At 29.9% G+C, this 18,543-nt stretch carries 1 protein-coding gene; it reads left to right on the top strand.

Annotated features, from left to right (window positions below; genetic code table 11):
* Nucleotides 1-602: 602 nt before the first annotated feature.
* Nucleotides 603-18,539, top strand: coding sequence for an isopeptide-forming domain-containing fimbrial protein (locus ACMC9J_RS01275; protein ID WP_427003412.1), 17,937 nt, complete (start codon nucleotides 603-605; stop codon nucleotides 18,537-18,539).
* The last annotated feature ends 4 nt before the right edge of the window (nucleotides 18,540-18,543 follow it).

Here is an 18,543-nt window from a genome sequence, read left to right as displayed (position 1 = left end):
TGATTTTTCAAAATTAGCTAATTCAGCTTTGTTTTATAAGTTATTGGAAGTGGATTATTATTTTGGTATTTTAAACTTCTATATTTTCCTATTTTGTATAAATTGAATGAATAGCTAAAATGTCAATTTTGACATGTAAAATAATGAACATTAATTAAAATTATCTTTAATTTTTGTACAGTTAACTATAAATAAAACAAAGTCATTAAATAATTATTGTGAAATTATGATAGTGATTTTACTGGAGTTTCACAAAAATCTAAACATTTAAAAAATCTATTATTGGAGGCAAATTCAATGGATGTAGAATTTGAATTTAGCTTTGAAGAGGATGGATTTATGATTTATGTTAAACAAATCAATTAATTAATTAATTTACTGGCTGTTTAAAATAATTAAATATCAAATTCACCTGTTGTGTTTAGTTATATGATGATGGTAATATGTTTACCATTATTATCTTTCTCTTATTTTTCTTTTTGGTGCTGTTTAAAAAATTTATTTTTCAGGTTAATAAAATATAGAAGTTATATATATCTTAAAAGACATATATAATTGTATAATTTTAGATTTATTGTTTAAATTAGTATATTGGTGTTAAGATGAATTTTTTAAAAGTATTAGTAATAGCTAGTCTATTATTCATCTTTTGTGGTTCAGTTTATGGTGTTAATGAAGCAGATTCTTTAGATATTCAGGGAGTGGATGTTGATGGGAATTCAGATACAGTTATTGTTGAAAATGCTAATTTAACTTACGATAAACTTATCATAAATGATAATGGTGAAGAAGTCGTTATTGGAGATAATTCTATTTGGGATATTCCAATTAAAGAAGGTCCTATTGTAGAAAATGATAATACGTCTGTTCCAGATATTAGTTTAAAAGACGAAAATGGTAATGATATGTCTTTTAATAATCCTGCAGATGTATTTATCAATGAATCCTTTAACTTCCAAATGGTATTTAAGAATTTAGGAGATGTTACTGGATTTCAGCCTTATGTTCAGCTAATAGCTCCTGAAGAATTAACACAATTTACCGTTTCATTTTCTAATAGAAATATAGTTCCGATAAAAGTTGGAGTATTTGATGAAAGTACTTATAATAATGCAACAGGTTTATATACATTAATTGATCCATTTACTAAAAAAGAAGTACATGGTCCTGTAAACAGTACTTTTTATATTCTTCAGTATCCTTTAGGTAGTTTCCCGGTTGATGCTCCAGATGCTGTTTTAAATGTTACTTCAAGTATTGGGGCTTTGGAGATAGGAAAATTACTTAATTTCACTGTTACTCCTGTATTTAGATATGGGAACGGTCATATTGATGATCCGGTGAATTATCCTCCAATTTATGGAGAAACTGTCACAGGCTGGGTAAATCCGGTTGTTGTTAAAATAGATAAAGATTCAAACCTTCATGAAGATGAAACTGCTACAGGTTCAAATTTCCCATTTGAGTATTATGTAAATATTAACATAGCTAATGGTGCAAAAATTGAAAATATCACTATTGCAGATGTACTTCCATCTAATATAATGTATTTGGGCAGTCTGGTTTTATATGACTCCAAAGGAAAAATCATAGATTCCAGTTTATATACTGTTGAAAAACCTGACGGTAATAAAACTGGCGGAAAAATAATTTTAAAATTAAAAGAAGCTACTGGAGATTTAAGTGGTACAAGTCTTAGTTTAAGGTATAAAGCATATGCTCCAGAATTTGATAATAGTACAGATGATAATATAACTATTATTGATTCTGAAACTGGTGTAAGTACTGTTGCTAAAAATACTGTAAATATGGATTATACTTATGCTAATAATACTTATGATGTATCTGATAGTTATAATGTATATTTAAAATCATTAGCTACTCAAAAATATGCAGAAATTTTAAGCACACCTATTGATGGAACATATACTGTTGTTCCTCATAATTCAATTAATTATAAAGTTGATTTTGAGATTTCTGATTACTTTGCTTTTGATAATTTAGTAATTTATGATAAATTTGACACTCATAAAGTAGGTTCAGCTCAAAAGTTCTTAACTGAGAATAAACCTGTTTTATCAGTTTATGGAAAAACATATGAATTAAATGAAAGTTATTACAATGTTGTTTCTTTAGGAAGCATTGATAAATCAGTTACATTTTACATTTCAAAATTCCTGAAAGATAACAATATAAGTACAAGCTTAACAGGCGGATATTATACAAACAGAAGTATTAATGAAGGTGCAATGGTAGGATCTTTGAATTTTGCTACAAAAGTTATTATTTATTATTCAAACGGATCTTCTGTTGTATCAAATGATTTAGTTATTAATCATATTAAAACATCAGCTGATGTTTTAAATACAACCAATACGGTTTCTGATAGCAGTTATACACAATTAAAAGTTCCAAGTGTCACACTTAAGAAAGATATTGTTGCAGTTAATGGTGAAATCATAAGTCCTGCTGATTTTTATAAAGTTTATCCTGGTCAGAACATAACTTTTGCATTGGATATTTATTTCCCTACAGGTTCTGTACATGATTTTGCTGTTACTGATTATTTACCAATTCCATTATTTAACTTAAAAGGATTTAATTTAGTTAATTCTACTACTGGAGTAATTCCTGAAGGTGGATACTGGGCTTATGCAAACAATAGTGGATTTTTATATGATGAAAACACCGGTAAAGTTATTATTCCTAAAATTAATATAGATAATTTCAATAATGCAATTTCATTTAGTTTTGGAAATACTTTGGATAATCTGGCTAATCATGTGAATGTTAAATTATGGCTGACAGTTCAGGTATCCTCAGAACCTATGGCAGATCAGCTTAATTTAGCTAATCTTGCTGAAATGAAATTTAAAGATTCTGTTGATGTAATATATGCAAGTTCAAATATTGTACTGATGCTTACTAATGAACCTGAATTGGAAATTACAAAGCATGTAAATGATACAAAAATTTTAGAAAATATTGAAAATGCAACTGATGTTAAATATAATATAACTATAACTAACACAGGTCATTCTACTGCTTATGATATAATTGTAGCTGATGATTTTGTTAACAAAACAACTTCAAATGGAATTACAAAAGCAGATGTCAAAGCTGTTAGTTTAGTTTACTCAAATGGAACTGTTGTTGATATTACTGCATTTAAAGATGACTTATTTACAAAAGGATATATGATATCTCAATTAGCTCAAAACACTTCTTGCAGTATTATATATACTGTCAGGTTTAGTGAATATTTAATCCCAAAGGAAAGTATTGTTAACAATGTATGGATTACAAACTTTGCAGCATATCCTAATAGTACAAACTTTGCAAATAACAAAGATAAGTATAGGGATAATGCAACTATTATAGCTAAAGGATTAGAAATTACAAAAGACTTCATTGGATCTAATGTTACTGACAATACTAATATACTGTTTGTTGGTGAAATAGGTATTTATAGAATAACCGTAAACTTCCCCGACTTAAGGATTCCAAACTTAGTTATTAAAGATACTTCATATGGAATTAAGTATACTAACTTTACAATAACTACTAGTGAGGGTGTGGTTATTCCTGAATATGCATATACAGTAACTTATACTCCAAGTACTACTCATCCTGAAAAAAGTTATTTAACCATTAACTTTAATGGTGATATTATACCAGATTATACTAAAAATAATCAATTAATTATTAATGCATATTATACTGTTGTTAATAATGAAAATGTTATTCCGATTGGTGCAGATAGTGCAACAACTAGTAACTATGCAAGTATTACTTGGACAAATAATACATTAACTTCTAACACTGTTTATGTTAATGTATATCAACCTAAAATAGACATAAGTAAAATATTTGAACCTAATATAGTTCAAGGTAATGATGAAGCTAGTTTCACAATTACTATAACTAACACTGGTAAAGGTACTGCTCATAATACTACTATTACAGATGATTTAACAGAATTTATCAAAACCTTTGTAAATAGTAGAAGTGATATAGGTGTAACTATACTAAAAGGCAATGAAACAGGTAAAATTATTTTCAGTTGGAATAATGATATAGCTACATTAAATGTTGGTGAACTTTTAGCTGGCCAAAGTGTTAGTGCTAAATTCACATTTGATGTAAAAAGTGATGTTGTTATTGGAAAAGAATTTAAAAATATAGCTAAAGTAGATTATTATTCTATTTTCAATGAAACTAAATTTGATGAAAAAAGAAATTATTCCAGCCAGGCAAGCAGTACTTTACATACTTATGATGCTAAGGTAAATAAAACAGTATTTAACACTACTATTGTAAATGGTAAAGATAAGGTAACTATTGGGGAAAATGTAACTTATAATATAACTGCAATATTGCCTGTTGGAAAATACGACATTTTAAAAGTTACTGATACTCTTCCAGAGGGTTTAAAATACATTGATGGTTCAATTGTAGTTTACAAAGGAAATACTCAAAATAAAGCTATTGAAGGTAAGGATTATACTGTAACTGTAAATGGAAATATTGTGGAATTAACATTTGCTTCTGAATTTGCAGATGAAATTATTAAAGAATATGGCGGTCAATTCCATGCATTTTTAAATGCTACTGTTTTGAATGTTAACAATAACAAAGCAGGTGCTGTTAAAACTAATAAAGCAGTACTTACTTGGAATGATCATGAATCTGTATCTAATGCAGCTGTTAGTGTTGTTGAACCGGTCATAGATATTACTAAAAACTTCAATGTAGGTACTGTTATTGGTGGAGATGTACTATACTTTGATATTACTGTAACTAACAATGGTCAGTCCCCATTATTTAATGTAACACTTAGTGATGATTTAAGTGATCTGATTAACAAGTTTGTCAGTGGCAGTGTCAATGTTACATCTGGTGGTGTTATTGTAACTCCAACATGGGATAACAATATTGTAAGCATAAATATTGCTGAACTTGGTATAGGCAAATCATTAACTTATAGATTTACATTTAAAGTAAGGGAAGATGTAGTCATAGGCAGTACTTATACTAACATAGCTAATGTTATAGGTTACTCTGCACTTTCTAATGGTAGAAATTATACTGATACTGCAAAAGACAGTTTCACTACTAAACTTCCTGCAATTACTAAATGGGTTGTTGATTCATCTATTGATAATGGTAGGGATAATGTAACTATCGGTGAAAAGGTAATTTATGGTGTTAATGTAACTTTGCCTGTTGGTAATTATACTAAATTGGTGATTAAGGATACTTTGCCTCAGGGATTTGAGTATATTGGTGCAGATGCATTTTATGTAAATGGTACAAAATTAGTAAATGGTAAAGATTGGACTGTAAATGTAAATAATTATGATATAACTATTACAGTCAATAATGTTCATTCTAGTAGCTTTGCAAATGGTATTTTATCTATTAATTTAACTGCCAGACCTACAATTTTTGATCCGTCCAATAAGGCAGGTGCTGTAAAAGTCAATAATGTGGAATTGTTCTTAAATGATAAGACTATGGGCAGATCTAGTGCTAAGGTTACAATTGTAGAACCTACAGCTGACATTACTAAAAAATTCAATGTAACTGAAGTTGAAGGTTTAGATCATGTTTCATTTGATGTAATTGTTAAAAACAACGGTAAAACTCCATTATTTAATGTAACTATCTTTGATGGGTTAGATGACTTTGATTTATTTATTGGTCAAACACCGGGTGAAGATAATGTGGTTATTAAAGTAACTGATGCTGATGGAAATCCAATTGATGCTAAAATCAAATGGATTGGTTCTCATGTTGAAATTGATGTGGCTCAGTTAAATCCTGGAGATATAATTCATGCAAAATATTCATTTGTTATAAGGTCAGATATCCAAATTGGAAGTCAATATGTAAATATGGCTAATGTTGTCGGATATTCCGCACCTGATCACGGTAGAAATTACTATAATTATGATGAGGACACTTTAAAAACTAAACTTCCTGCAATTACTAAATGGGTTGTTGATTCATCTATTGATAATGGTAGGGATAATGTAACTATCGGTGAAAAGGTAATTTATGGTGTTAATGTAACTTTGCCTGTTGGTAATTATACTAAATTGGTGATTAAGGATACTTTGCCTCAGGGATTTGAGTATATTGGTGCAGATGCATTTTATGTAAATGGTACAAAATTAGTAAATGGTAAAGATTGGACTGTAAATGTAAATAATTATGATATAACTATTACAGTTAACAATGTTCATTCTAGTAGCTTTGCAAATGGTATTTTATCTATTAATTTAACTGCCAGACCTACAATTTTTGATCCGTCCAATAAGGCAGGTGCTGTAAAAGTCAATAATGTGGAATTGTTCTTAAATGATAAGACTATGGGCAGATCTAGTGCTAAGGTTACAATTGTAGAACCTACAGCTGACATTACTAAAAAATTCAATGTAACTGAAGTTGAAGGTTTAGATCATGTTTCATTTGATGTAATTGTTAAAAACAACGGTAAAACTCCATTATTTGAAGTGACTATTATTGATGATTTGGAAGATCTTGCTTCATTTATTGGTCAAACACCGGGTGAAGATAATGTGGTTATTAAAGTAACTGGTGCTGATGGAAATCCAATTGATGCTAAAATCAGATGGATTGGTTCTCATGTTGAAATTGATGTGGCTCAGTTAAATCCTGGAGATATAATTCATGCAAAATATTCATTTGTTATAAGGTCAGATATCCAAATTGGAAGTCAGTATGTAAATATGGCTTATGTTGTCGGATATTCCGCACCTGATCACGGTAGAAATTACTATAATTATGATGAGGACACTTTAAAAACTAAACTTCCTGCAATTACTAAATGGGTTGTTGATTCATCTATTGATAATGGTAGGGATAATGTAACTATCGGTGAAAAGGTAATTTATGGTGTTAATGTAACTTTGCCTGTTGGTAATTATACTAAATTGGTGATTAAGGATACTTTGCCTCAGGGATTTGAGTATATTGGTGCAGATGCATTTTATGTAAATGGTACAAAATTAGTAAATGGTAAAGATTGGACTGTAAATGTAAATAATTATGATATAACTATTACAGTTAACAATGTTCATTCTAGTAGCTTTGCAAATGGTATTTTATCTATTAATTTAACTGCCAGACCTACAATTTTTGATCCGTCCAATAAGGCAGGTGCTGTAAAAGTCAATAATGTGGAATTGTTCTTAAATGATAAGACTATGGGCAGATCTAGTGCTAAGGTTACAATTGTAGAACCTACAGCTGACATTACTAAAAAATTCAATGTAACTGAAGTTGAAGGTTTAGATCATGTTTCATTTGATGTAATTGTTAAAAACAACGGTAAAACTCCATTATTTGAAGTGACTATTATTGATGATTTGGAAGATCTTGCTTCATTTATTGGTCAAACACCGGGTGAAGATAATGTGGTTGTCAAAGTAACTGGTGCTGATGGAAATCCAATTGATGCTAAAATCAGATGGATTGGTTCTCATGTTGAAATTGATGTGGCTCAGTTAAATCCTGGAGATATAATTCATGCAAAATATTCATTTGTTATAAGGTCAGATATCCAAATTGGAAGTCAGTATGTAAATATGGCTTATGTTGTCGGATATTCTGCACCTGATCATGGTAGAATTTACTATAATGAAAGTAAGGATACTTTAAAAACTAAAATGCCGACTATTACTAAATTAGTAATTGGAACCACACTTGGCAATAAAGACGGCAACATATTTACACCAACTATTGGTGAAAATGTAACTTATCAAATTATGGTAAAGTTACCTAAAGGTAATTACACTAATTTGCAGGTTAAAGATATCCTTCCACAAGGATTTGAATATCTTGAAAATTCAGTTATTTTATCAAATGGTACTTTAATCAGTGATGTCAGTGTAAATGGAAACCTTGTAACTATAAACTTTGGAAATACTACCTCTTACAAATATTCTGACAACATCATATTTAATTTATCTGCTGTTGTCTTAAATGATCAATCTAACAAAGCACAATCTATTAAATCTAATAATGTTGAATTATATTTAAATGATGATAAAATAGATAATTCTAATGCACAAGTTAAAATAGCTGAACCTAATATAAGTGTTGTTAAAACATCAGATAAACAAAAATATGAATACTATGAAAATGCAACTTATTCAATTGTAATTACAAATAATGGAAATGGAATGGCATATAATATTACAATTAAAGATGTGCTGCCATTAGGTTTAAAATACTCTGGTATCAATTCAACTTCCAAATCAAATGGATGGATTGTTAAATTCGATGAAAATACACGAACATTTACAATTACTGGTCTTAATTTAACTGTTGGTGACAAATTCACTTTTACATATCAAGTTTCATTTGCTGAATGGGAGATAGATGGAGTAAAATACTCACCAATTGGCCAAAACTTTATAAACTCAGTTGATGTAGCTTATGTTTCAATTAATGGAACAAATTCAAATAATAGGACATACACTACTCAAACAACCAAAGAAGTTCATGTTACTGAAGCTGATCTTAGTGTAGTTAAAAACTGTAATAATGAAGTAGTTATAGCTGGTGAAGATATTTACTACACAATTATAATTACAAATAACGGACTAGATACTGCTCAAAATGTTAAATTAAATGAATATTATCATTCAGAATATTTAACTAATTTAGAATACTCTTTAGATGGTAAAACTTGGAATGTTTACACTAATCCTATTGATTTAGGAAGTATCAATTCTAAAGCTTCTAAAACTGTCTATATTAGAGGATATTTAGATGGAAGTATTGTTGATGATACAATATTAAACAATACTGTCAGAGTCAACACAACCACTGGTGAATTAAAACTTGAGGATAATGAAGCTACAAACATTAAAAATGTTACTACATTAGCTGAATTACATATTACTAAAATCAATATTACTGAAGCAATTGCTGGTAAAATTATTAAATACGAAATAGTAATTACTAATAATGGACCTTCATATGCACGTGATATTATTTTAACAGATATTTATAATGATTCCGAATTAACTAATATGTTGTATTCTTTAGATGGTCAATCATGGACTCGTTATGATGCTTCTATTAATATTGGAACATTAGCTAATGGTCAAAGTAAAACAATATTATTTGAAGGATTTATTAAAACAACTATTCGTGGAAATATAATAAATAAAGCTATTATTAACTCTACAACAAAATTAAGAGAAAACAGTACTTTAGAAGATGATGTTACTGTAAATGTTAAAGGAGACACTACATTAGATATCACAAAAGTAGTTAATACTGCTCTTGTAAATCCTGGAGATGTAATTAAATATACTGTTCAAATAACTGCTGGAGGATTGTCAGATTCTTTAGATGTTATTTTAACTGATAAATTAAGTGAAATATTCTTTGATGTTAATAAGGCAACTTATTCTATAAATGGAATAGATAAAGGTGTTTGGATAGGAAGTGTAAACTTAGGAACTCTTTCTTCTGGAACGACTGTTAATGTGGTAATTACAGTTCCAGTCAAAGCATATGTTGATGTTGGAAAATTAAACAGCATTACAAACTTTGCATCTGTAATTAATTCAGATAACAAAACAGCTAATGATACAAACATTGTTCCAATTAATGTAATTGATTTAGCAATTAACAAAACAGCTAATCATCAAAATAAAACATATAATTATGGAGATAATGTTGAGTATGTTATTGAAATTATTAACAATGGTCCGGGAATAGCTACTAATATTATAGCTACTGACAACTTACCGGAAGGATTGGAATTTATTAATGCTAATGTTCCTGGTGGATGGACTCTTAGTATATCCAATAATAAAATCACAATAAATGGTGAAAAACTAGCTAATGGCGAAAAAGTTTTAATTACTCTTATAGCAAAAGCTGCAAAATCAAATGTAACTATTATAAACGATATTAAAGTTAATGGTACTGGATTTGATTCAAACATCTCAAATAATAATGATTCTGAAACAATTAAAGTAACTCCTTTAGTTGATTTGGCTATTACAAAAGTAGTTGATAATGCAAATCCATTATATGGCTCAATAATAACTTACACAATCACTGTTGTTAATAATGGTCCTGATGCATCTGCAGATGTTGTTGTTAAAGATATTTGGCCGGCAAATGGTTTAAAATTCATAACATCAACAGGTACATATAATCCAACTACTGGAATTTGGAATGTTGGTGAATTAGGTTCTAATAAAATAGCTACTCTTACAATTACTGCTGAAACAATAGATATTGGCAAATTTGAAAACAAAGTATCAGTTAATGGCACTGGTTATGACAGTAACCTTTCAAATAACAATGCAAGTGTTAATATAACTGTTCCGGATTGTGTAATCTTAAATATTACTAAAGTAGTTACTGATGGAGTAATATCTGAAAAACCATATAAAGAGGTTATTGCTGGTGAAAAAATAACTTATACTGTAATTGTATCTAATTATGGTCCTTCTGTAGCAACTAATGTTTATTTAACTGATTTATTCAATGCTGATGAATTGCTTAACATGGAATATAATTCAAACGGCAACTGGGTAAAATATAATAATGGAATTGCACTAGGTGACATTGATGTAAATGAAGCAGTAATGATTCTGTTTAGAGCAACTGTAAATCACTCTACAAGAGGATTAATTAACAACACTGTTAGAATCACAACTGACATAAAAGATGCAAGAGGTAACTTTGAAGCTAATGAAACAGTCAAAGCTATTGATAACTCAATTTTAGTTATTAATAAAACTTCAAATGTTGATGCTATTAATCCTGGAGATTTATTCAATTATACAATTGTAATTACTGCTGAAGGTTCATCTGATTCATTAGGAGTTATTTTAACTGATAAATTAGATCAAAGCTTATTGGATGCTCAAAATGCTGTTTTCTATGTAAATGGAAATTATGTAGGAAAATGGAACGGTTCATATAATATTGGAACTTTAAAAACAGGAAATTCAGTAACTGTAACTATTGAAGTTAAAGCATTAAACAGTGCAAATAAAGATATATTTAACAAAGCTATTGTTGAAAATGAAGAAGGATTCATTAATGAATCTAATAAAACAGTTCATGTAAATACTGTTGATTTAGCTATTAACAAAACATCAGATAAAGTGATTTACAAATATTTAGACAATGTAATTTATACAATTGTTGTAACAAATCATGGTCCAGATGATTCATTTAATGTTACTGTTCGTGATATGTTGCCAAATACTTTAAGATTTATTAGTGCAAGTGGAAATTATAATCCTGTAACTGGAATTTGGTTTATTGGTCATTTAGCTAAAGGTCAAAGTGCAACTTTAACTATAACAGCACAAGCAATCTTCCCTGGAATTATTACAAATAATGCAAATGTAACTGGTAGCGGTTATGATGTAAATTTAACTAATAACCATGATAATATTACAATAACAGTTCCTGATTGTGTAATATTAAATGTAAACAAAGTAGCTATTGGCGGTGTTATTAACATTACTGGCGGTATTAAAAATGTAGTTGCTGGAGAAGAAGTTATTTATCAGGTACTTGTATCAAACCAGGGTCCTTCAACTGCAGCTAATGTGGTTTTAACTGATAATTATCAAACTAAAGATTTAACTGTTGTAGCATACTCTTTAGATAATATTACATGGATTCCATATACTAAAGGAGCTAAAATTAATTTAGGTGATATGAATTCTGGAAGCAGCATACTTGTTTACTTTAAAGCAATGGTGAATGCTTCTACAAGAGGAATTGTGCACAATATAGTAAATATTACAACAGACACAGATGATGCAAGAGGAATATTTAGTGCTGAAGAACATGTAAATGTAATATCTAACAGTACTTTAAAAGTTGATAAAACAGCTGAAATTAAGGAGTTAAACCCGGGAGACACTATACATTATATAATAACTGTAACTGCTGGCGGATCTTCAGATTCATTAAATGTTGTTTTAAAAGATATATTGGATTCAACTTTATTGGATGTTAATGGTGCTACATATGCTGTTGATGGTGTAAACAAAGGTATGTGGACTGGAAGTGTGAGTTTAGGCACAATAGCTACTGGAAATAGTGTAACTGTTGATATTTGGGCTAGAGTATTGGATACTGATGATAGGGATGTTTTCAATTTGGTTAATGTTACTAGTGATGAGCATCCTGAAGGAAATACTTCCAATACTACTGTTCATGTGAGGATTGTTGATTTGGCTGTTGATAAGCTGGTAAATAATTCTGTTCCTAAGTATTTGGATATGATTGAGTATACTATTGTTGTTGTTAATAATGGTCCTGATAAGTCATTTAATGTTACTGTTGGTGATTTATTACCTGACGGTGTTAAATTCATCAGCTCTAATGGTCAGTACAATCCAGATACTGGTGTTTGGTTTGTTGGTGATTTGGATAATCATGAATCCGCAACTTTGAAAATTGTTGTTCAGGTTATTAAGGTTGGAAATATTACCAATAATGTTAATGTCACAGGTACTGGTCATGACAGTAATTTAACTAATAATAATGATTCTGTTAGTGTTAATGTTCCTGAATCAGTATTGTTAAACATTACAAAAGTTGCAAATTCAACAATAATTGTTGCTGGTGAAAATGTAGGTTATACTGTTGTTATAAACAATTATGGTCCTTCTGTTGCCAGTGATGTTGTTCTAAAAGATATATTCAACAGTAATGAATTGCTTAACTTACAATATTCATTAAATGGTGTAGATTGGTTGGATTACAATGGGGCTATTAATTTAGGTAATATTGATGTTGGTGCTAGTGTAACGGTTTACTTTAGGGCTAAAGTTAATGGTTCTGTTCGTGGGGATGTTTTAAACACTGTTAATATTACTACCAGTGTTGATGATGCTAGAGGTAACTTTACAGATAATGAAACAATTAATGTAATTGCTAACACTACTTTGGTTGTAATTAAGGATGCTGAAATTAAGGAGTTAAATCCTGGTGATACAGCTCATTTCATTGTTACTGTTATTGCTGGTGGATCTTCAGATTCATTGAATGTAAACTTAGAAGATATTTTAGATGCTAAATTGTTAGATGTTGATGGTGCTACATATGCTGTTGACGGTGTAAACAAAGGTATGTGGACTGGAAGCATAGATTTAGGTAATATGCTTACTGGTACTACTGTGACTGTTGATATTTGGGCTAAAGTGTTAAGTACTGCTGATAGGGATGTTTTCAATTTGGTTAATGTTACTAGTGATGAGCATCCTGAAGGAAATACTTCCAATACTACTGTTCATGTGAGGATTGTTGATTTGGCTGTTGATAAGCTGGTAAATAATTCTGTTCCTAAGTATTTGGATATGATTGAGTATACTATTGTTGTTGTTAATAATGGTCCTGATAAGTCATTTAATGTTACTGTTGGTGATTTATTGCCTGATGGTGTTAAATTCATTAGTTCTAATGGTCAGTACAATCCAGATACTGGTGTTTGGTTTGTTGGTGATTTGGATAATCATGAATCTGCAACTTTGAAAATTGTTGTTCAGGTTATTAAGGTTGGAAATATTACCAATAATGTTAATGTTATCGGTACTGGTCATGATACTAATTTAACTAATAATAATGATTCTGTTACTGTTAGTGTTCCGGATTGTGTTATTTTGGATATTTCTAAAGTAGCTAATTCCACGGTTATTGTAGCTGGTGAAAATGTTGGATATACTGTTACTGTTACTAATAATGGTCCTTCTGTAGCTACTGATGTTGTATTAAAAGATGTTTATAATGCTAAAGAGTTATTTGGATTACAATATTCATTAAATGGTATAGATTGGTTAGATTACAATGAATCTGTCAGTTTAGGTGATATTAATGCAGGTGCTAATATAATTGTGTATTTCAGAGCTAAAGTTAATGCTTCTGTTCGTGGGGATGTTTTAAACATTGTTAATGTTACTACTGGTGTTGATGATGCTAGAGGTAATTTCTCTGATAATGAAACAGTTAATGTAATTGCTAACACTACTTTGGTTGTAATTAAGGATGCTGAAATTAAGGAGTTAAACCCAGGAGACACTATACATTATATAATAACTGTAACTGCTGGTGGATCATCTGATTCATTGAATGTTAACTTAAATGATATTTTGGATAATAAGTTGTTAGATATTAATTCAGCTAAATACTCTATTAACGGTGGTATTTTAAGTGACTTTAATGGAAATATTTATTTAGGCAATATGCTTACAGGTACTACTGTTACTGTTGATATTTGGGCTAGAGTATTGGATACTGCTGATAGGGACATTTTTAATTTGGTTAATGTTACTAGTGATGAGCATCCTGAAGGAAATACTTCTAATGTTAGTGTTCATGTGAGGATTGTTGATTTGGCTGTTGATAAGCTGGTTAATAATTCTGTTCCTAAGTATTTGGATATGATTGAGTATACTATTGTTGTTGTTAATAATGGTCCTGATAAGTCATTTAATGTTACTGTTGGTGATTTATTGCCTGATGGTGTTAAATTCATTAGTTCTAATGGTCAGTACAATCCAGATACTGGTGTTTGGTTTGTTGGTGATTTGGATAATCATGAATCTGCAACTTTGAAAATTGTTGTTCAGGTTATTAAGGTTGGAAATATTACTAATAATGTTAATGTTACCGGTACTGGTCATGATACTAATTTATCTAATAATAATGATTCTGTTAGTGTAACTGTTCCAGATTCAGTATTATTAAACATTGTAAAAGTTGCAAACTCAACAATAATTGTTGCAGGTGAAAATGTTGGATATACTGTTACTGTTACTAATAATGGTCCTTCTGTAGCTAGTGATGTTGTATTAAAAGATATTTATAATGCTAAAGAGTTACTTGGATTACAATATTCATTAAACGGTAATGATTGGTTTAATTACAATGATGCTATTAATTTAGGTAATATTGATGCAGGTGCTAATATAACTGTGTATTTCAGAGCTAAAGTTAATGGTTCTGTTCGTGGTGATGTTTTAAATACTGTTAATATTACTACTGGTGTTGATGATGCTAGGGGTAACTTTACTGATAATGAAACAGTTGATGTAATTGCTAATACTACTTTGGTTGTGATTAAGGATGCTGAAATTAAGGAGTTAAATCCTGGTGATACAGTTCATTTTATTGTTACTGTTATTGCTGGTGGATCTTCAGATTCATTGAATGTAAACTTAGAAGATATTTTAGATGCTAAATTGTTAGATGTTGCTGGTGCTACATATGCTGTTGATGGTGTAAATAAAGGTTCATGGACTGGAAGTCTAGATTTAGGTAATATGCTTACAGGAACTGTTGTGACTGTTGATATTTGGGTTAAAATATTGGATACTGCTGATAGGGATGTTTTCAATTTGGTTAATGTTACTAGTGATGAGCATCCTGAAGGAAATACTTCTAATGTTAGTGTTCATGTGAGGATTGTTGATTTGGCTGTTGATAAGCTGGTTAATAATTCTGTTCCTAAGTATTTGGATATGATTGAGTATACTATTGTTGTTGTTAATAATGGTCCTGATAAGTCATTTAATGTTACTGTTGGTGATTTATTACCTGACGGTGTAAAATTCATTTCATCTAACGGTCAATACGACCCGGTTACTGGTGTTTGGTTTGTTGGTGATTTGGATAATCATGAATCCGCTACTTTGAAAATTGTTGTTCAGGTTATTAAGGTTGGAAATATTACCAATAATGTTAATGTTACCGGTACTGGTCATGACAGTAATTTAACTAATAATAATGATTCTGTTAGTGTTAATGTTCCTGAATCAGTATTATTAAACATTACAAAAGTTGCAAATTCAACAATAATTGTTGCTGGTGAAAATGTAGGTTATACTGTTGTTATAAACAATTATGGTCCTTCTGTTGCCAGTGATGTTGTATTAAAAGATATTTATAATGCTAAAGAGTTACTTGGATTACAATATTCATTAAACGGTAATGATTGGTTTAATTACAATGATGCTATTAATTTAGGTAATATTGATGCTGGTGCTAACATAACAGTTTACTTTAGGGCTAAAGTTAATGGTTCTGTTCGTGGGGATGTTTTAAATACTGTTAATATTACTACTGGTGTTGATGATGCTAGAGGTAACTTTACAGATAATGAAACAATCAATGTAATGGCAAATACTACTTTGGTTGTAATTAAGGATGCTGAAATTAAGGAGTTAAACCCAGGAGACACTATACATTATATAATAACTGTAACTGCTGGTGGATCATCTGATTCATTGAATGTTAACTTGAGAGATATATTGGATAATAAGTTGTTAGATATTAATTCAGCTAAATACTCTATAAATGGAGGTGGCTTAGCAGATTATAATGGTAATGTTTATTTAGGTAATATGCTTACTGGTACTACTGTGACTGTTGATATTTGGGCTAGAGTATTGGATACTGCTGATAGAGATGTTTTCAATTTAGTTAATGTTACTAGTGATGAGCATCCTGAAGGTAATACTTCTAATGTTAGTGTTCATGTGAGGATTGTTGATTTGGCTGTTGATAAGCTGGTAAATAATTCTGTTCCTAAGTATTTGGATATGATTGAGTATACTATTGTTGTTGTTAATAATGGTCCTGATAAGTCATTTAATGTTACTGTTGGTGATTTATTGCCTGACGGTGTTAAATTCATCAGCTCTAATGGTCAGTACAACCCAGATACTGGTGTTTGGTTTGTTGGTGATTTGGATGCTAATGAACGTGTAACTTTGAAAATTGTTGTTCAGGTTATTAAGGTTGGAAACATTACCAATAATGTTAATGTTACCGGTACTGGTCATGATACCAATTTAACTAATAATAATGATTCTGTTAGTGTTAATGTTCCTGAATCAGTATTGTTAAACATTGTAAAAGTTGCAAATTCAACAATAATTGTTGCTGGTGAAAATGTAGGTTATACTGTTGTTATAAACAATTACGGTCCTTCTGTAGCCAGTGATGTTGTTCTAAAAGATATATTCAACAGTAATGAATTGCTTAACTTACAATATTCATTAAATGGTGTAGATTGGTTGGATTACAATGAATCTGTCAGTTTAGGTGATATTAATGCAGGTGCTAATATAACTGTGTATTTCAGAGCTAAAGTTAATGCTTCTGTTCGTGGTAATGTTTTAAATACTGTTAATATTACTACTGGTGTTGATGATGCTAGAGGTAACTTTACAGATAATGAAACAGTTAATGTAATGGCTAATACTACTTTGGTTGTGATTAAGGATGCTGAAATCAAAGCACTTAACCCTGGAGACACAGCACACTTTGTCATTACTGTTATTGCTGGTGGATCTTCAGATTCATTGAATGTCAATTTAGAAGATATTTTAGATGCTGAATTGTTGGATGTTAAATCTGCAACCTACAGAATAAATGGAGGTAATTTAACTGATTACACTCAAATTATTTCATTAGGAAATATGCATACTGGCAGTAAGATAGTTGTAGATATTTATGCTGCAATATTAGGTACAACCGGTCAGGATATCTTCAATTGTGTAAATGTCACTAGTGATGAACATCCTGAAGGAAACACTTCAAATACTACAATACATGTAAATATCGCTGATTTAGAAATTATTAAAATAGTAGATAATCTTACTCCAAATTATGGTGATGAAATAACCTACACAATAATTGTAAGAAACAACGGTCCGGATAACTCAACTAACATTAAAGTATCTGAAATATTGGCAGATAATTTCAAATTCATTTCAGCTAATGCTTCTAAAGGATATTACAATTTAACAAATGGTATTTGGGCAGTCGGTAATTTAACTAATAATGAAACAGCTAAATTAGTTATTACTGTAAAAATAATTAAAACAGGATTTATCCAAAACAATGTAAGTGTAAATGGAACTGGTTATGATCCTAACTTAACTAACAACAATGCTACTGTTAATATTACTGTTCCTCAAACAGCAGATTTATCTGTTATAAAAATAGTAAATGTTAATGTAGTAACTGTTGGAGATAAAATCATATACACTATTATTGTTAAAAACAATGGTCCTGACACAGCATTAGATATTTATGTAGTAGATAAATTATCAGATGCTCTTAAATTTGTTTCATATAAAGCAAGCGTAGGAGTATATAATCCGACAACAGGTATTTGGACAATTGGCAATTTAACTAACAAAAGCAATGCTACATTGGAAATTACATGTATTGTTTTAAAAACAGGTATAATATCTAATGAAGTATTTGTAAATGGAAGTACAGTTGACTTGAATATGTCTAACAATTATGATAATATTTCAGTTACTGTAAATCCACTTCCAACTCCTGTTCCTACTCCTGTAGGTCCGGCTGATAAAGATATTATGATTTCTGATGAAGTTACAATGGATATTGCTGCAATGGCAAAAACAGGAAATCCATTATTTGCTTTATTGGTTGTTTTAATCTTTGGAATATTCGGTTTTGGAGTTTCCAGAAGGAAAAAATAAATTT

Source organism: Methanobrevibacter intestini (genome assembly GCF_047402955.1).
In the GTDB taxonomy this organism is placed as follows: domain Archaea; phylum Methanobacteriota; class Methanobacteria; order Methanobacteriales; family Methanobacteriaceae; genus Methanocatella; species Methanocatella intestini.
Note: the sequence above shows the minus strand (reverse complement) of the source record. Positions and strands in the feature narration are given on the sequence as shown.

What these genes read in the sequence shown, in the direction of transcription:
- ACMC9J_RS01275 (WP_427003412.1), top strand. Translation starts at nt 603, where the DNA reads ATGAATTTTTTAAAAGTATTAGTAATAGCTAGTCTATTATTCATCTTT.